This window comes from Streptomyces sp. RFCAC02 (genome assembly GCF_004193175.1).
Taxonomy (GTDB): domain Bacteria; phylum Actinomycetota; class Actinomycetes; order Streptomycetales; family Streptomycetaceae; genus Streptomyces.
Genome location: NZ_SAUH01000001.1, coordinates 4,944,495 through 4,967,824, shown reverse-complemented (window position 1 = coordinate 4,967,824; position 23,330 = coordinate 4,944,495). Strand labels below are relative to the sequence as shown.

General features: G+C 74.6%; 21 protein-coding genes and 2 pseudogenes. 5 read left to right on the top strand and 18 right to left on the bottom strand.

Translation table 11 applies throughout. The annotated features are described in order from the left end of the window. Positions 1 to 3 precede the first annotated feature (3 nt). From EMA09_RS22925 to EMA09_RS22915, 3 genes are read right to left on the bottom strand one after another with little or no spacing between them, the layout of a single operon-like run. Positions 4 to 405 carry an OB-fold nucleic acid binding domain-containing protein gene (locus tag EMA09_RS22925; RefSeq protein ID WP_129842869.1) on the bottom strand — a complete coding sequence of 134 codons (402 nt, stop codon included), beginning with the start codon at positions 403 to 405 and terminating at the stop codon, positions 4 to 6. A 28-nt stretch (positions 406 to 433) separates the two neighbouring features. Beyond that, positions 434 to 1,114 (bottom strand): response regulator, encoded by a 681-nt coding sequence (locus tag EMA09_RS22920; RefSeq protein WP_129842868.1) that lies wholly within the window; start codon positions 1,112 to 1,114, stop codon positions 434 to 436. Beyond that, complete coding sequence (locus EMA09_RS22915) at positions 1,089 to 3,677, bottom strand: sensor histidine kinase KdpD (RefSeq protein ID WP_129842867.1); 2,589 nt, start codon at positions 3,675 to 3,677, stop codon at positions 1,089 to 1,091. The genes EMA09_RS22920 and EMA09_RS22915 overlap by 26 nt, the downstream gene beginning before the upstream one ends. Before the next feature lie 171 nt (positions 3,678 to 3,848). Here EMA09_RS22915 and EMA09_RS29315 point away from each other — a divergent pair, with 171 nt between their 5' ends. Next, positions 3,849 to 6,356: a helicase-associated domain-containing protein gene (locus EMA09_RS29315; RefSeq protein ID WP_129842866.1), complete on the top strand. Its 2,508-nt coding sequence runs from the start codon at positions 3,849 to 3,851 to the stop codon at positions 6,354 to 6,356. Between the two features lie 53 nt (positions 6,357 to 6,409). On the opposite strand, the gene kdpC is transcribed toward EMA09_RS29315, so the two are convergent. The 7 genes and pseudogenes from kdpC to dut all read right to left on the bottom strand — a co-directional run bounded on the left by kdpC (position 6,410) and on the right by dut (position 12,854). Continuing rightward, entirely contained in the window at positions 6,410 to 7,006 is a 597-nt protein-coding gene (kdpC, locus tag EMA09_RS22905; RefSeq protein WP_129842865.1) for a potassium-transporting ATPase subunit KdpC, read from the bottom strand. Positions 7,007 to 7,014: 8 nt separating this feature from the next. After that, positions 7,015 to 9,005 (bottom strand): annotated as a pseudogene (gene kdpB / locus EMA09_RS22900) (potassium-transporting ATPase subunit KdpB). Positions 9,006 to 9,118: 113 nt separating this feature from the next. After that, entirely contained in the window at positions 9,119 to 10,783 is a 1,665-nt protein-coding gene (gene kdpA, locus EMA09_RS22895) for a potassium-transporting ATPase subunit KdpA (RefSeq protein ID WP_129842864.1), read from the bottom strand. 8 nt (positions 10,784 to 10,791) lie between these two features. Next, positions 10,792 to 10,890 carry a K(+)-transporting ATPase subunit F gene (gene kdpF / locus EMA09_RS22890; protein ID WP_129842863.1) on the bottom strand — a complete coding sequence of 33 codons (99 nt, stop codon included), beginning with the start codon at positions 10,888 to 10,890 and terminating at the stop codon, positions 10,792 to 10,794. A gap of 221 nt (positions 10,891 to 11,111) precedes the next feature. Then, positions 11,112 to 11,402: a DUF6343 family protein gene (locus EMA09_RS22885; protein ID WP_129842862.1), complete on the bottom strand. Its 291-nt coding sequence runs from the start codon at positions 11,400 to 11,402 to the stop codon at positions 11,112 to 11,114. Between the two features lie 149 nt (positions 11,403 to 11,551). Further along, positions 11,552 to 12,340 carry a DUF3710 domain-containing protein gene (locus EMA09_RS22880; RefSeq protein WP_129842861.1) on the bottom strand — a complete coding sequence of 263 codons (789 nt, stop codon included), beginning with the start codon at positions 12,338 to 12,340 and terminating at the stop codon, positions 11,552 to 11,554. Position 12,341: 1 nt separating this feature from the next. Beyond that, positions 12,342 to 12,854, bottom strand: a complete 513-nt coding sequence (dut, locus tag EMA09_RS22875; protein WP_129844204.1) for a dUTP diphosphatase — start codon at positions 12,852 to 12,854, stop codon at positions 12,342 to 12,344. A 74-nt stretch (positions 12,855 to 12,928) separates the two neighbouring features. Between dut and EMA09_RS22870 the strand changes: the two genes are divergently transcribed. Further along, complete coding sequence (locus EMA09_RS22870; protein ID WP_129842860.1) at positions 12,929 to 13,381, top strand: DUF3093 domain-containing protein; 453 nt, start codon at positions 12,929 to 12,931, stop codon at positions 13,379 to 13,381. Positions 13,382 to 13,401: 20 nt separating this feature from the next. Here the strand turns inward: EMA09_RS22870 and EMA09_RS22865 are convergent, their stop codons facing one another. From EMA09_RS22865 to EMA09_RS22855, 3 genes are all read right to left on the bottom strand, one after another. Beyond that, positions 13,402 to 13,701, bottom strand: coding sequence for a DUF4193 domain-containing protein (locus EMA09_RS22865; protein ID WP_129842859.1), 300 nt, complete (start codon positions 13,699 to 13,701; stop codon positions 13,402 to 13,404). Positions 13,702 to 13,974: 273 nt separating this feature from the next. Continuing rightward, positions 13,975 to 15,240 (bottom strand): HAMP domain-containing sensor histidine kinase, encoded by a 1,266-nt coding sequence (locus tag EMA09_RS22860; RefSeq protein WP_129842858.1) that lies wholly within the window; start codon positions 15,238 to 15,240, stop codon positions 13,975 to 13,977. A gap of 4 nt (positions 15,241 to 15,244) precedes the next feature. Further along, positions 15,245 to 15,898, bottom strand: a complete 654-nt coding sequence (locus EMA09_RS22855) for a response regulator transcription factor (RefSeq protein ID WP_129842857.1) — start codon at positions 15,896 to 15,898, stop codon at positions 15,245 to 15,247. Positions 15,899 to 16,186: 288 nt separating this feature from the next. Between EMA09_RS22855 and EMA09_RS28490 the strand changes: the two genes are divergently transcribed. After that, positions 16,187 to 16,360, top strand: coding sequence for a hypothetical protein (locus EMA09_RS28490; RefSeq protein WP_168220787.1), 174 nt, complete (start codon positions 16,187 to 16,189; stop codon positions 16,358 to 16,360). Between the two features lie 90 nt (positions 16,361 to 16,450). Here the strand turns inward: EMA09_RS28490 and EMA09_RS22850 are convergent. The 3 genes and pseudogenes from EMA09_RS22850 to EMA09_RS28485 all read right to left on the bottom strand — a co-directional run bounded on the left by EMA09_RS22850 (position 16,451) and on the right by EMA09_RS28485 (position 19,390). After that, positions 16,451 to 17,268, bottom strand: a pseudogene (locus EMA09_RS22850) (inositol monophosphatase family protein). 68 nt (positions 17,269 to 17,336) lie between these two features. Next, positions 17,337 to 18,464 (bottom strand): ferrochelatase, encoded by a 1,128-nt coding sequence (locus tag EMA09_RS22845; protein ID WP_129842856.1) that lies wholly within the window; start codon positions 18,462 to 18,464, stop codon positions 17,337 to 17,339. Between the two features lie 17 nt (positions 18,465 to 18,481). Next, positions 18,482 to 19,390 carry a hypothetical protein gene (locus EMA09_RS28485; RefSeq protein WP_168220786.1) on the bottom strand — a complete coding sequence of 303 codons (909 nt, stop codon included), beginning with the start codon at positions 19,388 to 19,390 and terminating at the stop codon, positions 18,482 to 18,484. A gap of 385 nt (positions 19,391 to 19,775) precedes the next feature. On the opposite strand from EMA09_RS28485, the gene sepH reads away from it, so the two are divergent. Further along, on the top strand, positions 19,776 to 20,849 hold the full coding sequence (gene sepH, locus EMA09_RS22835) for a septation protein SepH (RefSeq protein ID WP_206305986.1): 1,074 nt from the start codon (positions 19,776 to 19,778) through the stop codon (positions 20,847 to 20,849). A gap of 51 nt (positions 20,850 to 20,900) precedes the next feature. Here sepH and EMA09_RS22830 read toward each other — a convergent pair whose 3' ends face one another. Further along, on the bottom strand, positions 20,901 to 21,746 hold the full coding sequence (locus EMA09_RS22830) for a sulfurtransferase (RefSeq protein ID WP_129842854.1): 846 nt from the start codon (positions 21,744 to 21,746) through the stop codon (positions 20,901 to 20,903). 72 nt (positions 21,747 to 21,818) lie between these two features. Here EMA09_RS22830 and EMA09_RS22825 point away from each other — a divergent pair, with 72 nt between their 5' ends. Next, positions 21,819 to 22,604, top strand: a complete 786-nt coding sequence (locus EMA09_RS22825; RefSeq protein WP_129842853.1) for a VOC family protein — start codon at positions 21,819 to 21,821, stop codon at positions 22,602 to 22,604. A gap of 43 nt (positions 22,605 to 22,647) precedes the next feature. Here the strand turns inward: EMA09_RS22825 and EMA09_RS22820 are convergent, their stop codons facing one another. After that, the gene (locus tag EMA09_RS22820) at positions 22,648 to 23,313 is read right to left on the bottom strand and encodes a thymidine kinase (RefSeq protein ID WP_129842852.1); all 666 of its coding nucleotides are present in this window, start codon (positions 23,311 to 23,313) and stop codon (positions 22,648 to 22,650) included. Positions 23,314 to 23,330: the final 17 nt, after the last annotated feature.

Genomic DNA, 23,330 nt, shown 5'->3' with positions numbered 1-23,330 from the left:
TGGCTACTCCTGTCCGAGGGGTTGGAGCTGATAGCGGGGGTTGAACAGCACGGGACGCCCGTGCATCTCGGCGATCCGGCCGGAGGCGACCAGCTCCCGGCCGGGCTCCACGCCCGCTATCGTCCGCCGCCCGAGCCACACCACGTCCAGGCGGGCGGTGCCGTCGTCCAGCTCGGCGTGCAGCGCCGGCATGCCGGCGACCGTGCGCTCGCCGACGGCGCGCAGGGTGCCGCTCACCCGCAGGACGGGGCGGCCGCGCGGCCCCTCGCAGCAGTCGCGGATGCGGGTGCAGCCCGCATCGGGTGGCTCCGTCGCGGCGGCGAGGTCGTCGCCCGCCCCGGTGCCGCTCTCCCGGCCGCGTCCCAGCAGCCGCCGCAGCATTCCGGATCGGCCCTCCGTACTCATGCCATCAGCGTAACGTGGCGCGCCGCCCTCAGCGCTCGAAGCGGTATCCCATCCCCGGTTCGGTGATCAGGTGGCGCGGCGCCGAGGGGTCGGCCTCCAGCTTGCGGCGGAGCTGCGCCATGTAGACGCGCAGGTAGTTCGTCTCGGTGCGGTAGGACGGCCCCCAGACCTCCTGGAGGAGCTGGCGCTGGCTGACGAGGCGGCCCGCGTTGCGGATCAGGACCTCCAGCAGGTGCCACTCGGTGGGGGTGAGCCGTACGTCGCGGCCCTCGCGGTGGACCTTCTTGGCGGCCAGGTCGATGGTGAAGCCCTGGGCCTCGACGACGGCGGTGCCGTCGGCGGCGCCGGGTTCGGCGCGGCGCACGGCGGCGCGCAGGCGGGCGAGCAGTTCGTCCATGCCGAACGGTTTCGTCACGTAGTCGTCGGCACCGGCGTCGAGGGCCTCGACCTTCTCGTCGGAGGTCTGGCGTGCGGACAGCACGATGATCGGGACGCGGGTCCAGCCGCGGATGCCGCTGATCACCTCGACGCCGTCCATGTCGGGCAGGCCGAGGTCGAGGATGATCACGTCGGGGTGCCGGTCGGCGGCCAGGCGCAGCGCGGTCGCGCCGTCCGGGGCGGTGTCCACCTCGTACCTGCGCGCCTTGAGGTTGATGACGAGCGCGCGCAGGATCTGCGGCTCGTCATCGACTACGAGCACCCGGTGCATGGGCGGCCTTCCGTTCCTCGTCCGCGTCCCCGGGGGCAGGGGCGGGGGTGGTGTCGCTGGTGGGGAGGGTGAGGACCATGGTGAGTCCCCCGCCCGGCGTGTCCTCGGCGTCGAGCGTGCCGCGCATGGCCTCGGCGAAGCCGCGGGCGACCGCGAGGCCGAGGCCGACGCCGTTGCCGCGCGGTGTGTCGCCGTGGCGCTGGAACGGCTCGAAGATCCGTTCCTTCTCGCTGTCGGGGACGCCGGGGCCGCGGTCCACGACGCGCAGCTCGACGCGGCGGCCCAGCGCGCTGGCGCGGACCCGCACGGGGGTGCCGGGCGGGCTGTACTTGACGGCGTTCTCGACGATGTTGGCGACGCTGCGCTCCAGCAGGCCGGGGTCGGCGGCGACGTACGGCAGCGTGGCGGGGATGTCGAGGTCGACGCCGTCCTCCGGGAGGCCGCCGAGGGCGCGGGGCACGACCTCGTCGAGGTCGATCAGGCGGATCAGGGGCTCGACGGTGCCGGTCTGGAGGCGGGACATGTCCAGGAGGTTGCCGACGAGCTGGTCGAGGCGGTCGGCGCCCTGCTCGATGCTCTCCAGGAGGTCGGCCTCGTCCTCGGGGGACCAGGCCACGTCGTCGGAGCGCAGGCTGGAGACGCTGGCCTTGATGGCGGCCAGCGGGGTGCGCAGGTCGTGGGAGACGGCGGCGAGCAGGGCCGTGCGGATGCGGTTGCCCTCGGCGAGCTTGTGGGCGCGCATGGCCTCGGTCTTCAGGCGCTGCCGTTCCAGTATCCCGGCGGCCTGCGCGGCGAACGCGCTCAGGACGCGCCGGTCCTCGGCGGGCAGGACGCGGCCGGAGAGGGCGAGCATGGCGCGGTCGCCGATCGGCACGTCCACGTCGGCGTCCTCGGGGCCGTTGAGGGGCCGTGCCTGCCCGTCGGCGGGCACGCTGCGCACGCACGTCCAGCGGCGGCGGTCGGGGTCGCGTTCCAGGAGGGCGGCGGTGTCCATGCCGAAGGTCTCGCGGGCACGCTCCAGCAGGGCACCGAGGGTGTCGTCGCCGCGCAGGACGCTGCCGGCGAGGAGGGTGAGCGTCTCGGACTCGGCGCGCAGGCGCGCGGCCTGCTGGGTGCGGCGGGCGGAGCGGTCCACGACGGTCGCGACGGCCACGGCGATGGCGAAGAAGACGACGATGGCGACGACGTTGTGCCCCTCCTCGATGGTCCAGCCGCCGGTGGGGTGGGCGAAGGAGTAGTTGAGCAGCAGGGAGCCGACCGCGGCCGATGCGAGCGCGGGCAGCAGGCCGCCGGCGAGGGCGGCCATCACCGTGAGCGACAGGAACAGCAGGACGTCGCTCGCGAACTCCGCGCCGCCCGACGGTTCCGCGAGCAGCAGGGTCAGGAGCGTGGGGCCGAGGACGCCGACGAGCCAGCCGGCGATCAGGCGTGAGCGGCCGAGGCGCGCGCCCCGGGCGGCGGGCAGGCCGCGGCCCTTGGCGACCTCGGCGTGCGTGACGATGTGCACGTCGATGTCGGAGCCGGACTCGCGGGCCACGGTGGCGCCGACGCCCGGGCCGAAGGCGTACTGCCAGGTCTTGCGGCGGCTCGACCCGAGGACGATCTGGTTGGCGTTCGCGCCGCGCGCGAAGTCGAGCAGGGCGGCGGCCACGTCGTCACCGATCACATGGTGAAACGTTCCGCCGAGCTGTTCGACGAGGGTCCGCTGGTCGGCCAGCTCGCGCGGCGAGGCCGAGGTGAGGCCGTCGGAGCGGGAGATGTAGACGGCCATGATCTCGGCGCCGCTGCTCTTGGCGGCCATCCGGGCGGCCCGGCGGATCAGGGTGGCGCCCTCGGGGCCGCCGGTGAGGCCGACGACGATGCGCTCGCGGGCGTGCCAGGTGGAGTGGATGTTGTGCTCGGCGCGGTACTGCCGCAGGTACGCGTCGACGCGGTCCGCCGTCCACAGGAGGGCGAGCTCGCGCAGGGCGGTGAGGTTGCCGGGCCGGAAGTAGTGGGAGAGCGCGGCGTCGACCTTGTCGGGCGCGTACACGTTGCCGTGGGCGAGGCGGCGGCGCAGCGCCTCGGGCGCCATGTCCACCAGTTCGATCTGGTCGGCGCGGCGGACGACCTCGTCGGGCACGGTCTCGCGCTGCCGGACACCGGTGATCGACTCGACGACGTCCCCGAGGGATTCGAGGTGCTGGATGTTGACGGTCGAGATGACGTCGATGCCGGCGTCGAGGAGTTCCTCGATGTCCTGCCAGCGCTTCTCGTTGCGCGAGCCGGGGACGTTCGTGTGCGCGAGTTCGTCGACGAGGGCGACGCGGGGCGCGCGCCGCAGGACGGCGTCGGTGTCCATCTCGGTGAAGACGCCGTCGCGGTGGCGCAGCTCGCGGCGGGGCGTCTGCTCGAGACCGCGCAGGAGGAGCCGGGTGCGGGGCCGGTCGTGGTGCTCCACGAGGGCGACGACCAGGTCCGCGCCGCGCTCGGCGCGGCGGTGGGCCTCGGAGAGCATGGCGTAGGTCTTGCCGACGCCGGGGGCCGCCCCGAGGTAGATCCGGAGTTTGCCGCGTCGTGCCATGGGTCCATTCTCGCCGTTCGCGGCGCGGACCACGGGTCCGCACGGGTGCCGCGGGCGTCAGGATCGCGTATGGATCACCGTGCGTCCGGGGGAACGGGCGGCCCGGCGGGTTGACGGCCGGCCTGCGGATATCCCCGAAACCGACGCGGGGGGCGTAGCAAGGACGCTACGGTGACGGTCCGGTTCGGAGGTGTCGCCCTCCGCGACCGGATCCGCCGGCGCGCGCCCGCGCGCGTGCTCCTGTCCCCCCACGCCCCTGACGCCACCGAGGTGAGTCCGATCCCCACGCCGAAGTCGTCCGGCCCAGCCAAGGCCCACCTGCTGTCCTGGCTGCGCGGGCTGTCCGCGTCCCAGCTCGCCGAGCTGCTCACCGCCAGGGCCGACATCCTGCGCCCCTCGCCCCCCACCAGTCCCGGCGCGCTCAGGGACCGGCTGCTGCAGGACGCGTCCGTGGCCCAGGCCGTCGCCCAGCTCACCCGGCCCGCCCAGCAGGCGGCCGAGGCCGCGGCCGCCCTCGGGGCGCGGGCCACCGAGGAGCGGCTGACCGCGCTGCTCGACCTGTCGGCCGCCGGCAGCCGGCAGGCCGCGGAGGGGGCGGTGGCCCAGCTCCGGCGGCTGGCGCTGATGTGGCCCGACGAGGACGGCAGGCTGTGGCTCGTGCCCCAGCTGGAGCGCGCCTGGCCGGCGCCGCTCGGGCTCGGTCCGGCCGTGGCCGACCTCCTCGCCGAGCGCACCCACACCGAGCTGCTGGAGATGACGGCCGCGGTCGGGCTGCCGCCGCAGTCGGGGCGGACGCGGCGGCAGGAGGTGCTGGGCGCGTTCCTCACCGATCCGGCGGCGGTCCGCCCGCTGGCCGCGGGCGCGCCCCCGGAGGCGGCACGGCTGCTGGCCGACCGGCTGCGGGCCGGGGCGACGCCGGGCACGGCGGAGACGGACGGCCGGGACGACCGGGTCCCCCACGACGCGCCCGGTCTGCGGTGGCTGCTGGAGCACGGCCTGCTCATGCGGACGCGGCACCTGCCCGGGCCGCAGCTCCCGGCCGAGGTGGCGGCGATCCTGCGCGGCGACGAGTGGCGCGCGCCGTTCACGCCCGCGCCGCCCGCGCCCGACCTCGTACCGGTGGGCGAGCAGGAGGTGACGCGGGAGGCCGTGGCGGCGCTGACGGCGTTCGCCGGCCATGCGGCGGCCGTGCTGCTCGAGTGCGCCGCCAGGCCGCCGGAGCGCCTGCGGTCCGGGTCGGCCGGGGTGGGGGCGCGCGAGCTGCAGCGTGTGGCGCGGGCCGCGCGGTGCGGGGAGGCGGAGACCGGCCTGATCCTCGAGCTGGCGCAGGAGGCCGGCCTGCTGGCCAGGGAGGACAACCGTTTCCCCGTCACGGGGGCGTACGACGCGTGGGCCGCGGGCGAGCCGGCGCAGCGGGTCGCCGTACTGCTGCGGGCCTGGTGGCGGATGCCGGCGCGGCCGAGCCGCGTCCTGGACCGGGACGGCAGACCCGTCCCGCCGCTCGCCTTCCGCCGGCCGCGCCGCGACTACCTGGTGGCCCGGCGCACCCTTGCCACGGCCGCGAGCCGGCTGCCGGCCGGCCGGGGGCTGCGCGACGACGCCGGCTACGCGGAGATGATCGCCTGGTACCGGCCGTGGGTGGCGCAGCGGGACGAGGACCGGGTGCCGTTCGCCTCCCTGCTGGCCGAGGCCCGGCTGCTCGGTGTCATCGCGCGGGGCGCGCTGACACCGGTGGGGGCGGCGCTGCGCTCCGCCGACGAGGGGGAGCTGCCCCGCCGCCTGCGGGAGCTGCTGCCCGCGGCCCGTGACACGGCGCGCCTCGGCAGCGACCTGACGGCCGTCGTGACCGGGGCGCCTTCGGCCCGCCTCGAACGGCTGCTGGACACCGCGGCCGACCGGGAGTCGCGCGGTACGGCGTCGGTGTGGCGGTTCGGTCCGGCGAGCGTCCGGCGGGCGCTGGACGCCGGTGAGACGGCCGAGAACCTCACGCGGGCGCTGACGGAGATCGGGGGCGGGCCGCTGCCGCAGCCGCTCGCGTATCTGATCGACGACACCGCGCGGCAGCACGGCCGGGTCCGCGTCGTGGGCGCCGCGTGCGTCCTGCACGCCGAGGACGCGGCACTGCTGCGGGAGCTGCTCTACCACCGGGGGCTCGCGGCGCTCGGGCTGCGGATGCTGGCGCCCACCGTGCTGGTGAGCCGCGCGCCGGCCGCCGACGCGCTGGCGGCGCTGCGGGCGGCCGGGTACGCGCCGGTGGAGGAGGCGCCGGACGGCACGGTGCGCATCGAGCGGCCGGAGCGCACCCGGGCCGAGCCGGTGCGGGAGGGGCCTGCGGCCGTGCCGCGGCAGCGGCGCGAGGCGCGGCGGCCGGTGCGGGACCGGGAGCAGGAGCTGTTCCGGGCGGTCGCGCGGCTGCTGGAGTCGGACGATCGGGACGACGACCTGATCGCGTACTGCGCGCCCCAGCTCTCCGAGGAGGCCGTCGGCTGCCTGCGGGACGCGCTGCGGCGCCGGCGGCCGGTGGAGATCGAGTACGAGACGGAGACGGGCGAGCGGGACGTGCGGCCGGGCGTCGACCTGCTGATGGAGGCGCCGTTCCTCCTGTACTCCTACCCGAGCCGGATCGGGCGCGGCGACACGATGAGGCTGGCCGCGCTGCGGGACGTACGGCCGGTGTGAGGCGCGCGGGCGGGCGCACGGCGGTCCGTGCGCCCGCCCGCGCGGGGTGCCGGTCAGCCGGCGATCAGGTCCCGCAGGTCCAGGTTGAGCAGCAGGACGTTGACGCGCTCCTCGCCGAGGAAGCCGAGGTCGCGGCCCTCGGTGCGGTCGTCCACGAGGCTGCGCACCTGCTCGGGCGGCAGGCCGTTCGCCTCGGCCACGCGGTCCACCTGGATGCGGGCGTAGGCGGGCGAGATGTGCGGGTCGACACCGGAGGCGGACGCGGTGACCGCGTCCGGCGGCACGTCGTCGACGGGCACGCCGTTGAAGGCCGCGACCTCGTCGCGCGCGGCGCGGACGCTGGCGGCCAGTCCGGCGTCGCCGGCGGCGAGCTGTCCCGAGCCGGTGGCGAGCGGATCGTAGGCGCTCGCGGAGGGGCGGGGCTGGAACCAGTGCGGGTCCGGCTCGCCGTCGGCGTCGTTCCAGGTCTGGCCGATCAGCTCGGAGCCGATGACGCGGCCGTCCTCCCGTACGAGGGAGCCGTCGGCCCGGCCCGGCATGAGCGTCTGCGCGACGCCGGTGACGAGCAGCGGGTACAGGACGCCGGTGACGAGGGTGAGCACGAGCAGGGCGCGCAGCCCGGCCAGGAGCACGCGGGGGTTGGGGAACATGACGCGGATCACCCGATGCCTGGGATGAGGGAGACGAGGAGGTCGATGAGTTTGATGCCGATGAACGGCGCGATCAGCCCGCCGAGGCCGAAGACGCCGAGGTTGCGGCGCAGCAGGCGGTCGGCGCCCATCGGCCGGTAGGCGACGCCGCGCAGGGCGAGGGGGACCAGGGCGATGATGATCAGCGCGTTGAACACGACGGCCGACAGGATCGCGGACTCGGGCGACGTGAGCCCCATGATGTCGATGCGGTCGAGGCCCGGGTAGGCCGTGGCGAACATGGCGGGGATGATCGCGAAGTACTTGGCGATGTCGTTGGCGATGGAGAAGGTCGTCAGGGCACCACGAGTGATCAGGAGCTGTTTCCCGATCCGCACGACGTCGATCAGTTTCGTCGGGTCGGAGTCGAGGTCCACCATGTTCCCGGCCTCCTTCGCGGCGGAGGTGCCGGTGTTCATGGCGACCCCGACGTCGGCCTGCGCGAGGGCGGGCGCGTCGTTGGTGCCGTCGCCGGTCATCGCGACGAGCCGGCCGCCGGCCTGCTCGCGCCGGATGAGGGCGAGCTTGTCCTCGGGGTGGCCTCGGCGAGCACGTCGTCCACGCCGGCCTCCGCCGCGATGGCGCGGGCGGTGGTGGCGTTGTCGCCGGTGATCATGACCGTCCTGATGCCCATGGCCCGCAGCTCGGCGAACCGTTCGGCGACGCCGTCCTTGACCACGTCCTTCAGGTGGACGGTCCCGAGGACGCGCGGCCCGTCGGCGACGAGCAGCGGTGTCCCGCCGGCGGCCGCGACGGACTCCACCGTCTCGCGGACCTCGCCGGGGACAGTGCCGCCCCGCTCCTCGGCGAAGGCGCCGACGGCAACAGCCGCCCCCTTGCGGATGCGCCGTTCCCCGGTGTCGACGCCCGACATGCGGGTGCGGGCGCTGAACGGCACCCACACGGCGCCGGGGAGCCCGTCGCTGTCCTGAGCGGGCCTGCCGTACTCCCCGGTGGCGAGTTCCACGATGGAGCGTCCCTCGGGCGTCCCGTCGGCGAGGGAGGAGAGCTGCGCCGCTTCGGCGAGCTCCGCCGCGTCGACGCCGGGCGCGGGCAGGAAGGCGGCGGCGCGCCGGTTGCCGTGGGTGATGGTGCCCGTCTTGTCCAGCAGCAGCGTGGAGACGTCGCCCGCCGCCTCGACGGCGCGCCCGGACGTGGCGAGGACGTTGTGCTGCACGAGCCGGTCCATGCCCGCGATGCCGATGGCGGACAGCAGCGCCCCGATGGTCGTCGGGATGAGGCACACCAGCAGGGCGGTCAGGACGATCATCGACTGCTCGGCGCCCGCGTAGGCGGCGAACGGCTGGAGCGTGACGACGGCCAGCAGGAAGACGATGGTGAGGCTCGACAGCAGGATGGTGAGCGCGATCTCGTTGGGTGTGCGCTGCCTGGCCGCGCCCTCGACCAGCGCGATCATGCGGTCGATGAACGTCTCGCCGGGCCGCGCCGTCACGCGGACCACGATGCGGTCGGACAGCACCCGGGTGCCGCCCGTGACGGCGCAGCGGTCGCCGCCCGACTCACGGATCACGGGCGCTGACTCGCCGGTGATGGCCGACTCGTCGACGCTGGCGACGCCCTCCACCACGTCACCGTCGCCGGGGATGACGTCGCCGGCCTCGCAGACCACGAGGTCGCCGACGCGCAGGTCGGTGCCGGGGACGCGTTCCTCGGCGCCGCCGGTGCCGGTGATCCGGCGGGCGACGATGTCGGTACGGGTCCGGCGCAGGGCGGCCGCCTGGGCGCGGCCGCGGCCCTCGGCGACGGCCTCGGCGACGTTGGCGAACAGGACGGTCGCCCACAGCCAGGCGGCGATCGTCCAGCCGAACCAGTCGCCCGGGTGCGTGACGGCGAGGACCGTGGTGAGCACGGAGCCGACCTCGACGACGAACATGACGGGCGAGCGCACCATGCGGCGCGGGTCGAGTTTGCGCAGCGCCTCGGGCAGGGACGCCGCCATGAGGCGGGGATCGAACCGGCCGCGCGGGGTGCGCCCGGCCGGCCGCGGTCCGTCCGGGGCGGGCGGCGCGGCCCGCCCGGCATCGGCCGGGCGCGGCGACGGTGTGGTGGTGGTCATGCGGCGAGTCCTTCCGCGAGCGGGCCGAGCGAGAGCGCCGGGAAGAACGTCAGCCCCGCGACGATGACGGTGCTCGCCACCAGCAGGCCCGTGAACAGCGGTTTGTGGGTGTGGAGCGTCCCGGCCGTGACGGGCACGCGGCGCTGCTCCGCCAGCGAACCGGCCAGCGCGAGCACGAACACCATGGGCAGGAAGCGGCCCAGCAGCATGGCGATGCCGAGGGTGGTGTTGAAGAACCCGGTGTTCGCCGCGAGGCCGGCGAAGGCGCTGCCGTTGTTGTTGGCGGCGGAGGTGTAGGCGTAGAGGACTTCGGAGAAGCCGTGCGGCCCGGTGTTGGCCATGGCCTCCTCACCGTCGGGCAGGGCCATGGCGAGCGCGGTGCCGGTGAGGACGAGGGCCGGGGTGATGAGGATGGCGGTCGCGGCGAGCTTGATCTCGCGGGTGCCGATCTTCTTGCCGAGGTACTCGGGGGTGCGGCCCACCATGAGGCCGGCGACGAACACGGCGATCACGGCCATGATCAGCATGCCGTACAGGCCCGAGCCGACGCCGCCGGGGGCGAGTTCGCCCAGCGCCATGCCGAGGATCAGCACGCCGCCCGACAGGCCCTGGAACGAGTCGTGCGCGGCGTCGACCGCGCCGGTGGACGTCATGGTGGTGGAGACGGCGAAGAGCGCGGATCCGCCGACGCCGACGCGCTGCTCCTTGCCCTCCATGCCGCCGCCGGCGAGTTGCGACGCGGCGCCGGGCGCCTGGCGTTCGACGACCGTGACGGCGATGACGCCGGCGAGCCAGATGACGGCCATGGCGCCGACGATCGCGTAGCCCTGCCGGACGCTGCCGACCATGCGGCCGAACGTCCGGGGCAGCGCGGAGGGGATCAGCAGGAGGAGGAAGATCTCCAGCAGGTTGCTGAGGCCGTTCGGGTTCTCGAACGGGTGTGCGGAGTTGGCGTTGTAGAAGCCGCCGCCGTTGGTGCCGAGTTCCTTGATGGCCTCCTGGGAGGCGACCGGGCCGCCGGTGAGCTGCTGGGCGGCGCCGGTGAGGGTGTCGGCGGTGGCGCCGTCGCCGAAGTTCTGCACGGCGCCGAGGGCGACGAGGACCAGCGCGAAGAGGACGGACAGCGGCAGCAGGATGCGGACCGTGCCGCGGACGAGGTCGGCCCAGAAGTTGCCGAGTTCGCCGGTGCGGAACCGGGCGAAGCCGCGCACCAGGGCAATGGCGACGGCCAGGCCGACGGCGGCCGACACGAAGTTCTGCACGGCGAGGCCGCCGGCCTGCACGAGGTGGCCCATGGTGGACTCGCCCGCGTAGCTCTGCCAGTTCGTGTTGGTGACGAACGAGACGGCCGTGTTGAACGCCTGGTCCGCCGGTACGGGGGCGAAGCCGAGCGAGAGGGGCAGCACGTCCTGCAGCCGCTGGAGGCCGTACAGGAACAGCACCCCGGCGACCGAGAACGCGAGGACGCCCCGCAGGTACGCGGGCCAGCGCATCCCGGCGTCCGGGTCGGCGCCGATCGCGCGGTAGATCCAGCGTTCCGCGCGGAGGTGGCGGGGGGAGGTGAAGACGGTGGCCATGTAGTCACCGAGGGGACGGTGCACCAGGACGAGCGCGACGACGAGCGCGCTGATCTGGAGGACGTCCGCGAGCGTGGTGTTCATCGGCGCGCTCAGAACCTCTCGGGAAACAGCAGCGCGGCGACGAGGTAGCCGAGCAGACCCACGGCGAGGCAGAGCCCGACGATGTTCTCGGCGGTCCCGGCGCTCACAGCTTCGTCACCCCCCGGGCGACGAGGGTCACCAGCGCGAAGCACACCACGGTGACCAGGACGAAGACCGCGTCGGCCATCGGAATCTCCTGAATGAGTCGGTACGAGCACCTGACTCACCCAGAGAACCCCTGTTCGGGAGGGGTGACGCCGTCCTTGACGGCTCCCTGACGGGCGCGCTCACCGCGTTGACGACGTCCTGACGGCCGCCGCCCGGTGGCTCACATCCCGCGACCGCGCCGGTGCAGGGCGCGTCGTCGCGCGCGGAGCCGCGACACGACGAGGAGGTCGATGACGGCGACGATCGTCAGCAGCGCGCAGACCAGCGTCAGCCAGCCGAGCTGCGTCGGGTTCGGCGTGTTGTCGTCGTCGGCCGCGCCCCACCAGACGGCGAAGAGGACCGTCGCCGCGAGGAACAGGGGCACGAAGATCCAGGACAGGATGAGCCGCAGCCCCAGGTCGCTCTGGGCGGTGACCGGCTCGGTACCGGTCCGCCGTCCGCGGTCGCGCATCGTCCTCGCCTCCCTGCACGTGTCCGTCCGCCGGAAGGCCGCCCGAGTACCCGGGCCGCCGGCGGTGACACCTGCCCGCCCGTACGCCGAGGGCCGCCCCGCGCGTCGTGCGCGGGGCGGCCCTCGGTGGTACGGCCGGAACGGCGGCGTCAGCGCACCTCGGAGGTCTCCGGTCCGCGGCGGAGCTTGTCGAGGCCGCCGGCGAACCGCGACACCGGGGCGTCGGTGCTGCCGGTCTTGTCCTGCTTGACGCCGTCGGGCACCATCTGGGCGTCCTGCGGGAGCTTCAGCACGATCGGGTCGCGGGGCGCCATCGGGGAGGCCCCGCGGACGACCACGGTGTCCCGGAAGATCTGCTCCAGCAGCCCGGCGGCCTGCGGCTGCACCGCGCCGTGGCCCGAGATCACCCCGCGCAGGAACCAGCGAGGGCCGTCCACACCGACGAACCTGACGACCTGGAGGCCGCGCTTGCCGTCGGGCAGCGGCACCGGGACCTGGGCGCGCAGCTCCCAGCCGAGCGGCCCCTCGGTCTCCTCGATCGAGCCGCCCTGCTTGGTGATGCCGGCGGCGATCTCCTCGCGCACCTCGCCCCAGATGCCCTCGCGCCTGGGCGCGGCGAACGCCTGGAGCTGGATGGCGCTGTCCTTGAGGACGACGGTGGCGGCGACGATGGCGTCCCCGGCGACCTCGACCCGCAGCTCCATGCCGGGCACGCCCGGCACGAACAGGCCGCCGAGGTCGACCCGGCCCTCACCCGGCGCGCCGACCTCGTCCAGGTCCCAGGGGCCGTCGGGCCGGGGCGCGGGTTCGAGCCTGACCCGGCGCGCCTCCGCCTCGTCCGCGGCCTCCTCCCCCGCCTCGTCCGAAGCCTCGGACGCGGTCGTCTCCTCGACCGCGTCCTTCGGCTCCTCGTTCCGCTTGCGACGACGTCCGAACACGTCACTGTCCTTTCCGGTCGGCGCTCCCGCCGGGACCGACCGCAGCATAGGGCTTCCGCACGCCGGCATGGCCGCCCGTCGATCCGAGACCCCCGGTCCCCCGGGCCGAGCCGGGCAGCTCGGCCACCTCGTGGAAGCGCACCGTCTCCACCTGCTGGACGACGAGCTGGGCGATCCGGTCGAACGGCTCGAACCGCACTGTCTCGCGCGGGTCCAGATTGACCACGATGACCTTGATCTCCCCACGGTACCCGGCGTCCACGGTCCCCGGCGCGTTCACCATGGCCACGCCGCACCGGGCCGCGAGGCCGGAGCGCGGGTGCACGAACGCCGCGTAGCCGTCCGGCAGGGCGATGGCCACGCCGGTGGGCAGTACGGCCCGCTCGCCGGGCGCCAGCTCGGCGGCGGCGGTGGTCACCAGGTCGACGCCGGCGTCACCGGGATGCGCGCGGGAGGGAAGGGGAACCGCCGGATCGATCCGCCGGATCAGCACGTCCACCGGGGGACGGCTCACAGGGTCGGCACTCACGATGCAGACCCTACCGCCGCGCGCGGGCGCGGGGGGCGTGCCTGCCATGCTTGGGCACCATGAAGCCTTACGACGAGCGCCTGACCGTTCCCCGCTCCTGGTGGCTGATGGGCATCGGCTGCGCCGCCCTGCTGGCGGTGGCCCTCCTCCCGCTGGGCGCCGTCGCCCTGCTGTGCGGGCTGGCCGCCGGCGGAGCCGTGATCGGGGCGGCCCTCAGCTCCTACGGATCGGCGCGCATCCGCGTCACGGGCGGCTCATTGATCGCGGGGCGGGCCAGGATTCCCCTGACGGCGCTGGGCGAGGCCCGGACGCTCGACGCCGAGGAGGCGCGCGCCTGGCGGACCCATCGGGCGGATGTCCGGGCCCATATGCTGCTGCGCGCCTACATCCCCACGGCGGTGCGGGTCGAGGTGACGGACCCGGAGGACCCGACGCCCTACCTGTATCTCTCGACCCGGCAGCCCGACCGTCTGCGTGCGGCGCTCACCGCGGCCCGCCCGGACGTGGCCTGACGCCGGTCCGGGCGGACACCTCAGGCCGCGCAGTCGCGGCAGATCGGCTGGCCGTCCTTCTCCTGGGCGAGCTGGGACCTGTGGTGGACCAGGAAGCAGCTCATGCAGGTGAACTCGTCGGCCTGCCTCGGCAGCACCCGGACGGACAGCTCCTCGTTGGAGAGGTCCGCACCGGGCAGCTCCAGGCCCTCCGCCTGCTCGAACTCGTCGACGTCGACCGTGGACGCGGACTTGTCGTTGCGGCGTGCCTTCAGCTCCTCGATGCTGTCCTCGTTGACGTCATCGTCGGTCTTGCGTGGAGTGTCGTAGTCGGTTGCCATTTCGTACTCCCCCTCCGGGTGTCTGTGGTGTCTCCAGCGCACGTAACGCGCGGGGGTCGGACTTTGTGCCCGACCCGAGGCCGAGATTTTGCCTCACTTCAAGTGCTGTTACTCAATCGACACCCAACCGAACGCCTGAAGAGGTGATCATCCCGGGTGCCGATCGGGGCGGAGACCGCCCGAAATGCCGGTCGGGGCCGCCGCGGACCCTCGCACACGAGTCCGCACTATGCGATTGATCACATGCTCTTTCCTTCCCGTCCGGACAGGGTCTCAGACCGGGATGGCGACCCGCATCACGAGACCACCGCTCTCGCGCGGCTCGGCCACCACGTACCCGCCGTGCGCGCGGGCGACGGACCGGACGATGGACAGGCCGAGACCGACACCTTTGTCGCTCCGTGTGCGCTGTGTGCGCAACCGCCGGAAGGGCTCGAACATGTTGTCGATCTCGTAGGCGGGCACCACCGGCCCCGTATTCTCCACCACGAGCAGCGCGTGCCCGGGACCGGCCCGGGTCTCCACCCGGACCCAGCCGTCGCGCCCGGTGTTGTACCGCACGGCGTTCTGCACGAGGTTGAGCGCGATCCGCTCCAGGAGCACGCCGTTCCCCTGGACCCGGGCAGGCTCCCGGGTGCCGTGCAGGGCGACGCCGCGCTCCGCCGCCTCGCCCCGGACCTGCTCGACGGCCTGGGCGGCCACCTCCGCGAGATCCACGGGCTTGCGGTCCACCAGCTCGTTCTCGCTGCGGGCGAGCAGCAGGAGGCCCTCCACGAGCTGCTCGCTGCGCTCGTTGGTGGCGAGCAGGGTGTTCCCGAGCTGCACGAGCTCCGGCGAGGCCGCCGGGTCGGAGAGCTGGACCTCCAGCAGCGTCCGGTTGATCGCGAGCGGGGTGCGCAGCTCGTGCGACGCGTTGGCGACGAACCGCTGCTGCGACGTGAACGCGCGCTCAAGCCGGTCCAGCATCTCGTCGAAGGTGTCCGCCAGCTCCTTCAGCTCGTCGTCCGGCCCGTCGAGCTCGATCCTGCGGTGCAGGTCCGAGCCGGCGACCTGGCGCGCCGTGCGCGTGATGCGGCCGAGCGGGGCGAGCACGCGCCCGGCTATGACGTAGCCGAAGGCGAACGCCGCCACCGCGAGCCCGAGCAGCGTCAGCAGGGAGCTGCGCAGGAGCTGGTCGAGCGCGATGTCGCGCTGGATGCCCTGGCACTCCTGCGCCCACTTCATGAACACGTCGCCGCTGACGACTCCCGAGATCTCGGCGCAGGTGTCGGAGGTGATCCGCACCTGGGCGCCGTCGGAGATGTCGTAGGGCATGTCGTTGCCCCGGTTCAAGGCCTGCGCGGCGAGCAGGTAGATGATCGACAGCAGCAGGATGCCGGCGATCAGGAACATGCCGCCGTACAGCAGCGTCAGGCGGATGCGGATCGTCGGCCTGAGCCAGCCGGCGCGGCGCTCGGCCTCCTGCGGCGGTCTCGACGGCCGCGGGGGCGCGGGGCGGTGGCCCGGGAGCGGTGGTACGGGGGGCGGTGCGGCTGCCATGGCGTCAGATCCGGTAGCCGGCGCCGGGAACGGTCGTGATGACGGGCGGATCGCCCAGCTTGCGCCGCAACGTCATGACGGTGACGCGGACCACGTTGGTGAACGGGTCGGTGTGCTCGTCCCACGCCTTTTCCAGGAGCTGCTCGGCCGAGACGACGTTGCCGTCGCCGCGCATCAGGACCTCAAGCACGGCGAACTCCTTCGGGGCGAGCTGGACCGGCCTGCCGTCCCGGAGGACCTCCCGGCGGTTCGGGTCGAGGCGGATGCCGGAGCGCTCCAGGACGGGCGGCAGCGGCGCCGTGGCGCGCCGGGCGAGCGCGCGGACGCGGGCGGTCAGCTCGCTGAACGCGAAGGGCTTCGGCAGGTAGTCGTCCGCGCCGATCTCCAGGCCCTCCACGCGGTCGGACACGTCACCGGCCGCGGTGAGCATCAGCACGCGCGTCGGCTTGCCGGCCGCGACGATGTGGCGGCAGACGTCGTCGCCGTGCAGGAGCGGCAGGTCGCGGTCGAGGACCACGACGTCGTAGTCGTTGAGATCGACGCGCTCGGCGGCGGCGGCGCCGTCGTACACGACGTCCACGGCCATGCTCTCGCGGCGCAGGCCGGTGGCCACGGCGTCCGCGAGGAGCTGTTCGTCCTCCACCACCAGTACGCGCACGTCACACCCTTCTCTCGTCGTCGTCCCGCCCGGCGCCCTCCATCCTGCCCCGGCCCCCCGTAAACAGCGGGTAAGCGACCGGGCGCGCACCGGCGCGCGGTCCCGTGTGTTTTTCTGCGCCGACCATGTTTCCGGAGCGGTACGGGCGGGGAGGACAGCTTCACACCCCGCGACCACCCCCCGATGCGGCGGCAAGCCCCGCGCTGCCGACCACCTCAGGGGCCCGCCGTGGCCGCACCCACCCCCGGCACTCCCCCGTGCCGCCGATCGAAGACGAGGGGGCGCACCTTGGACGCGTTCACCGCTGGAATCCTGCAGCGCATCGAGAACACCGAGTCCGGTCTCCACCGCGCTCGCGAAGCCGGAGATCTCTTCACCATGGACGTCCAGCAGTCCGAGCTGGACGACCTGCGCCGACTGGCCGAGGAGCACGGCGTCGAAGTCGGCTCCCGGGCCGCCTGAGCCCTGTCCGAACGGTGAGCGCCCCCGGGACGTCCCGGGGGCGCTCCGGCGCGTTCAGGGGGCGTCCAGGGGCCTTCCCGCGCCGGCCGGTCAGTCGTGCCAGGCGCCCAGCTCGTCCAGGAGGGGCTGGAGCCGCTCGAAGACCCCAGGGGACGCGGCGACGGTGAGATCGCCGTCCGGCCGGCCGCCCGGGCGCCCGCCGGTGAACCCGCCGGCCTCCCGCACGACGAGGTCGCCCGCCGCGAGGTCCCAGGGGGCGAGCCCCCGCTCGTAGTAGCCGTCGAGACACCCCTGGGCCACGTCGCACAGGTCGATGGCGGCGGAGCCGGACCGCCGGATGTCGCGCACCCGGGGGATCAGCCGCTGCGCGACGGCCGCCTGGGCCGTCTTCACGGCGGTCACGTAGTTGAAGCCCGTGCCGATGAGCGCCTGGTCCAGCGGCGGCGAGGGGCGCGGCCGCATCGGCTCGCGTGCACCGCCGTCCGTCAGCCGGTGGGCACCGCCCCGCGCAGGGCGGTGTACGTCTCGCCGCGCATGGGGGCCGCGACGACACCGGCGACGGTCTCGCCGTCCAGTTCGGCGGCGATCGACACCGCCCAGTTCGGCAGCCCGTACAGGTAGTTGACGGTGCCGTCCAGCGGGTCGACGATCCAGCGCACGCCGCTGCCGCCGCTCCGCGCGCCGCCCTCCTCGCCGAGCACGGCGTCGTCGGGCCTGCGTTCGGTGAGGAAACCGGTGATCAGGCGCTCGGCGGCCAGGTCCATCTCGGTGACGACGTCGATCGGGCTCGACTTGGTGGCCGCGACGCCGAGGTCGGCGGGACGGCCCTCGCGCAGCAGCCGGCCGGCGCGGCCGGCCGCCTCCTGGGCCAGCGCGAGCAGGTCGGCGGCGAGTTCGGCTCGGGACACGGTGGGACGACTCCTCGGCGGTGCGGGGGCGGCGGTGCTGGCGGGGGCGTGCGGGGGACGGCGCGGTGTCAGGCGTACGGGCTGTCGGCGCCCGCGGCGGCCGGCTTGGCGACCCGCCCCGGACAGCACCCGACCGGGCACACGTCGTGGCTCGGCCCGAGGTCACCGAGAGCGCAGCGGGCCGGGGACTCGCCGCGCTCGGTGGCCGCGCGCTCCAGCACGAGGTCGCGGACGGCGGCGACGAACCGCGGGTCGGAGCCGACCGTCGCCGACCTGACGGCCGGCAGCCCCAGCTCGCGGGCGGCCGTCATCGCCTCGGTGTCGAGGTCGTACAGGACCTCCATGTGGTCCGAGACGAAGCCGATCGGGATCATGACGACGGCCGGGGCGCCCTGCCCGTGCAGCTCGCGCAGCCGGTCCACGATGTCCGGCTCCAGCCACGGGATCTGCGGGGAGCCGCTGCGTGACTGGTAGACCAGCTCGAACGGACGGTCGACGCCGGTGGCCTCGTGGACGGCGCGGGCGACGGTCCGCGCGGCGTCCAGGTGCTGGGCGACGTACGCGCCGCCGGCCCGGTGGCTCGCGGGCGGACCCGACGTGTCGGCGGCGCTGTCGGGGATCGAGTGCGTGGTGAACACGAGGTGCGCGCCGTCGCGGACCTCGCCGGGCAGCTCGGCGAGCGCCGTGAGGACGCCGTCGGTCATGGTGTCGAGGAAGCCCGGGTGGTTGAAGTAGTGCCGGAGCTTGTCGATCCGGGGCAGTTCGATGCCCTCGGCCGTCAGCGCGGCGAGCGCGCCCGCGAGGTCCTCGCGGTACTGGCGGCAGCCCGAGTACGAGGCGTACGCGCTGGTGGCGAGCGTGAGCACGCGGCGGTGTCCGGCGGCGGCGATCTCGCGGAGGGTGTCGGTGATGTAGGGCGCCCAGTTGCGGTTGCCCCAGTAGACGGGCAGGTCGACGCCGTGCTCGGCGAAGTCGGCGCGGAGGGCGGCGAGCAGCGTGCGGTTCTGCTCGTTGATCGGGCTGACGCCGCCGAAGAGGTGGTAGTGGGCACCGACCTCGGCCAGACGCTCGCGCGGGATGCCGCGGCCGCGCGTCACGTTCTCCAGGAACGGCAGCACGTCGTCGGGACCCTCGGGGCCGCCGAAGGACAGGAGGAGCAGGGCGTCGTAGGGGTGGGCATCGGTCGCACGGTCCATGGCTCTAGATCCTGCCATCAGCCGGCCCCGCTCCCGGCGGCACCGTCCCCGGTCGCGTCGGGCGCGCCGGTGGTGTCGCTTCCGGGGCTGGTCGGGTCGGTCGTCGGGGCGGGGGTGGTGCCGGTGTCGTCCTGGTCCGTGCCGTCCTCGTCGCCGCCGCCCTGGTCGGCGCCGTCCTGATCGGTGCCGCCCTGGTCCGTGCCGTCCTCGTCGGTGCCGCCGCTCGTGCCGGGAGACGGTGTGACGCCGTCGTCCGTGCCGCCGGACTCGTCCGGCGCGGGCGTGCCGCTGTCCGAGGGCGAGGAGCCGCCCTCGTCCCCCGCGCCGCCGTCGGTGCCGTCGTCGCCGCTGTCGGCACCGTCGCCACCGGTGCCGCCGTCGTCGGTGTCGATGTCGGTGTCGTCGGTGTCGGTGGTGCCGTCGTCCTGCGTGCCGCCGCCGTCGAATATGCGGCCGACCGACGTACCGCCGTCGTCACGGCCCCACCAGCCCGACAGCGACGACCCGCCGGCCAGCTCGATGCCGGTGACCGCCGCCATGGCGATCAGGAAGACACCGAAAGACGCGACGACCAGCCGCCGCTTCCGCGGCCGGCGGCCGTCGCGCCGGCTCTCCCGTGCCCGGCGCCGGCCGGGCGCGGCACGCGTCCCCGCCTCACCGGCGGCGCGGTCGCGGCCCGCGCGCCGCGCCGAGTCGAAGACGTGCTGGAACACGGCACCGCCCGCCGTCGCGACGACGCTGATCACCGCCGCGCCGATCACCGTGCCGTACACGCCGAGGCCCGACGCCAGCATCGCGCCCGTGACGGCCGCCGCCGCGCTGGCCGCGACCTGTGTGGCCGTGAGTTCGATACGCCGTCGGCCCGGCGCGGCCGTCGCCGGCCCGCCGTCACCCGGCTCCGCATTCTTTGCCCGAGGTTCCACCATTTGCCGCTACCCGCACACTCCTCGCACTCTGTCCACGTAAGAGACATACGAGGCGGGCCGAAAGTTCCATATTTGCGGATCCTGTGAGACTTACCACCCGAAAGTGTCGAGAACCGCCCGTCCAACTCCCTTGCCCGGTGTGAACTTCCGGTGCATGGCACCCCACCCGGCCGGTCCGGATGGAGTAGTCTGACGGCACCTGGTCCTGGTCCTCGTCCGGCCCGCGCGGGGGTCCGGCCCGCAGCGGTCACCGCACGTGGCAAAGTGGTGACTGTGCCATAGCGACGACGAAAGACCATGGCCCGACACGCCGGGCAAGTCGGCAAGGTTGTGGCAGGCTGCACCCGGGCAGGTCACACTCGTCAGCGGGAGAGCAGCGACGTACGTGACGTCGGCAGGCACCACCCGGGAGGTCCTCGTGCCCGAACTGCGTGTCGTGGCCGTGAGCAATGACGGCACACGTCTGGTGCTCAAGGCTGCCGACAACACGGAATACACCCTTCCGATCGACGAGCGGCTGCGCGCCGCCGTGCGCAACGACCGCGCGCGTCTCGGTCAGATCGAGATCGAGGTGGAGAACCACCTCCGCCCCCGCGACATCCAGGCGCGGATAAGAGCCGGCGCGACGGCCGAGGAGGTCGCCCAGTTCGCCGGCATCCCCGTGGACCGGGTGCGGCGCTTCGAGGGGCCGGTGCTGGCCGAGCGCGCGTTCATGGCGGAGCGCGCCCGCAAGACCCCCGTGCGGCGGCCGGGCGAGACGGCCGGGCCGCAGCTCGGCGAGGCCGTCGCGGACCGCCTCATGCTGCGCGGCGCCGACAAGGACGCCGTGCGCTGGGACTCCTGGCGCCGCGACGACGGCACCTGGGAAGTGCTGCTCGTCTACCGTGTCGCCGGCGAGACCCACTCCGCGAGCTGGATGTACGACCCGCCGCGCCGCCTCGTGCAGGCCGTGGACGACGAGGCGCGTTCCCTCCTCGGCGAGACGGACGACACACCGGAGCCGAGCACGCCGTTCGTGCCGCGCATCGCCCGGCTGCCGCGGGAGTCGGACCGGTCGCCGTCCCGCGGGGCGGATCCGGTCGAGCGCGGCGGGCGGGGCGACTCCGAGCCGGACTCCCTCACCAGCCTGCTGGAGGCCGTCCCGAGCTTCCGGGGCGACCTGATGGTGCCCGAGCCGGCCTCCGCGCTCGCCGCGGCGGCGGCCTCCGAGCCCGAACCGGACGACGACGACCTGCCCGAGGGACCGCCGGTCCCCCGCGGTCCCTCGGCCCCGGCCGCCAGCGCCGGCTCGACGTACGCGGACGTCCTGATGCCCCGGTCGGTCGGCGGCCACCGGGAGCGTCTGACGGGCTCGACCGACCGCCAGGCCGAGGCGGACGGCGTACGGCCCGGGCGGCGCGCGGCCGTGCCAAGCTGGGACGAGATCGTCTTCGGCACCCGGCGCAAGAAGAAGGAGTAGTCCGGCTCGCCGGGTGCGGCGCGGGGCCGCCGCGCCGCACCCGCGGGCCGGTCAGCCCGCGTCGGGCCCGGTGGCCACCGGCCGCTCCGGCCGCGCCGTCCACTCGCTCCACGACCCCGGGTACAGCGCCGCCTCGATGCCGGCCGACGCGAGGGCGAGCACCTCGTGCGCCGCGGAGACCCCGGAGCCGCAGTAGACGCCGACGGCGGTGCCCGGCCGCACGCCGAGCGCCGCGTACCGGGCGGCCAGCTCCTCCGGCGCGCGCAGCAGCCCGTCCGGGCCGACGTTCTCCGTCGTCGGGGCGGACAGCGCGCCGGGGATGTGGCCGGCCACCGGGTCGATCGGCTCCACCTCACCGCGGTACCGCTCCCCCGCGCGCGCGTCCAGCAGCACGCCGCCCGGGTCGCGGGCCAGGGCCGCCGCGGCGTCGGCGTCCAGGACGGGCACGGCGCCGGGGCGCGGCACGAAGTCGCCCTCCGGCGGGTCGGGCACCTCCCGCGTCAGCTCACCCGGCCAGGCGGCCAGCCCGCCGTCCAACACCATCACCCGATCGTGTCCTGCCCAGCGCAGGAGCCACCACGCTCGGGCGGCGGCCCAGTTCTGCCCGCCGTCGTACACGACGACCGGCCGGCCGTGGCACACACCGGCCCGCCGCATCGCCGCGCCGAAGATCTCCGGGTCCGGCAGCGGGTGCCGCCCGCCCGGTCCCGGTGGCGCCGCGAGGTCCGTGTCGAGGTCGATGAAGACGGCTCCCGGGATGTGCCCGGCGTCGTACGCGGGCCGGCCGGGCGGGCCGCCCTGCTGCCAGCGCGCGTCCAGCAGGACGGGCCGGTCGGCGGGCGGAGCCCCGGGGGCGAGTGCGGCGGCGAGTGCGGCAGCGGGGATCATGGGGGTCATGGCCCCATTCTTCCCACCCACCGGGAGGACCCGCCACGAGCGGGCCGGGGGCGATGGACAGGAGAGGCGACGATGGCCGAGACAGCGAGCCCGCCCGTACCCGGGACGCACCGGTGGGTCAGCCTGATGGTGCACGACCTGGCGGCGAGCCGGCGCTTCTACGGGGCGTTGTTCGGCTGGGAGTTCGACGAGCACGCGCCGCAGCTCGGGCCGTACGTGCGGGCGCTGCGGGACGGGCATCCCGTCGCGGGGCTCGGCGAGATCGCCGCGGGCGCGCGCCGGGTCGTCGCGTGGCTGCCGTACATTGCGACCAACGACGCGGACGACACGGCCGCCCGCATCCGCGACTGCGGCGGCACGGTCGCCGTCGGCCCGCTCGACGTGGAGCACGTCGGGCGGCTCGCGATCGCGGCGGACGTGGGCGGCGCGGCGTTCGGCGTGTGGCAGGGCGGGCCGCGGCGCAGCGGCCCGTTCACCGGACCGCACGGCGCCCCCGTGTGGAACGAGCTGATCACCCCGGGTTCGACGGGTGTCGGCCTCTTCTACACGAACGTCTTCGGCTACGAGCGGGTGCCCGAGGCGGCGGACGCGGCGCCCGGGGACCGGATCGTGCTGCGTCTGGACGGCCGGGCCGTCGCAGGCGTCAGGAGCGTGGCGCGGGGGGCGCTGCCGCACAACCACGGGCCGCACTGGCTCACGTACTTCTCGGTGCCGGACGTGGACGAGGCCGTGGCCCGCGCCGCCGAGCTGGGCGCGCGGACGGTGGGCGGGCCGCTGGACTCGCCGTTCGGCCGCCGTGCCGTGCTGACGGATCCGGAGGGCGCGCCGTTCGCCGTGATCCAGTCGGCGGAGCGCTGAGGACGCGGCGGTACGGGCGCCGCGCGGCGGCCGTGCCGCCCGTTCAGTCGGCGCGCGGGGCGGTGGCGGCGTCCACCGGCAGGACGTCGGGCGACAGGGCGGCCGCGCCCGCCGTGGCGGCGGTCAGCCGGCGCCGGTGGTGGCGGCGGCACAGCACCTCGTAGCCGACCTCCTGGTGCGCGCCCACGTCGCCGACGACGACCTGGGCGCCCTCCACGACCATCCGGCCGCCGACGGTGCGGGCGTTGTGGGTGGCGCGGGCACCGCACCAGCACAGCGCCTCGACCTGCAGGACCTCGACCCGGTCGGCCAGTTCGATGAGGCGCTGGGAGCCGGGGAAGAGCCGCGTCCTGAAGTCCGTGGTGATGCCGAACGCGTACACGTCGACCCCGAGGTCGTCGACGACGCGGGCGAGCTGGTCGACCTGCTCGGGCGCCAGGAACTGCGCCTCGTCGGCGATGACGTAGTCGGCGCGGCCGCCGGCCGTCAGGTGCCGGACCAGGTGGGCGTGGAAGTCGAAACCGGCGCCGGCCTCGATCGCCTCGGTGATCAGGCCGAGCCGCGAGGACAGCCGGCCCTCACCGGCCCGGTCGTCGCGGGTGAAGATCATGCCGGCGAGACCGCGGGCGGAGCGGTTGTGCTGGATCTGGAGGGCAAGCGTGCTCTTGCCGCAGTCCATCGTGCCGGAGAAGAAGGCGAGTTCGGCCACGGGACGGGTGCTTTCTG

Coding starts and splice junctions, on each gene's coding strand:
- EMA09_RS22925 (WP_129842869.1), bottom strand. CDS start 405: ATGAGTACGGAGGGCCGATCCGGAATGCTGCGGCGGCTGCTGGGACGC.
- EMA09_RS22920 (WP_129842868.1), bottom strand. CDS start 1,114: ATGCACCGGGTGCTCGTAGTCGATGACGAGCCGCAGATCCTGCGCGCG.
- EMA09_RS22915 (WP_129842867.1), bottom strand. CDS start 3,677: ATGGCACGACGCGGCAAACTCCGGATCTACCTCGGGGCGGCCCCCGGC.
- kdpC (WP_129842865.1), bottom strand. CDS start 7,006: ATGTTCCCCAACCCCCGCGTGCTCCTGGCCGGGCTGCGCGCCCTGCTC.
- kdpA (WP_129842864.1), bottom strand. CDS start 10,783: ATGAACACCACGCTCGCGGACGTCCTCCAGATCAGCGCGCTCGTCGTC.
- EMA09_RS22885 (WP_129842862.1), bottom strand. CDS start 11,402: ATGCGCGACCGCGGACGGCGGACCGGTACCGAGCCGGTCACCGCCCAG.
- EMA09_RS22870 (WP_129842860.1), top strand. CDS start 12,929: ATGAAGCCTTACGACGAGCGCCTGACCGTTCCCCGCTCCTGGTGGCTG.
- EMA09_RS22865 (WP_129842859.1), bottom strand. CDS start 13,701: ATGGCAACCGACTACGACACTCCACGCAAGACCGACGATGACGTCAAC.
- EMA09_RS22860 (WP_129842858.1), bottom strand. CDS start 15,240: ATGGCAGCCGCACCGCCCCCCGTACCACCGCTCCCGGGCCACCGCCCC.
- EMA09_RS22845 (WP_129842856.1), bottom strand. CDS start 18,464: ATGGACCGTGCGACCGATGCCCACCCCTACGACGCCCTGCTCCTCCTG.
- EMA09_RS28485 (WP_168220786.1), bottom strand. CDS start 19,390: ATGGTGGAACCTCGGGCAAAGAATGCGGAGCCGGGTGACGGCGGGCCG.
- EMA09_RS22830 (WP_129842854.1), bottom strand. CDS start 21,746: ATGACCCCCATGATCCCCGCTGCCGCACTCGCCGCCGCACTCGCCCCC.
- EMA09_RS22825 (WP_129842853.1), top strand. CDS start 21,819: ATGGCCGAGACAGCGAGCCCGCCCGTACCCGGGACGCACCGGTGGGTC.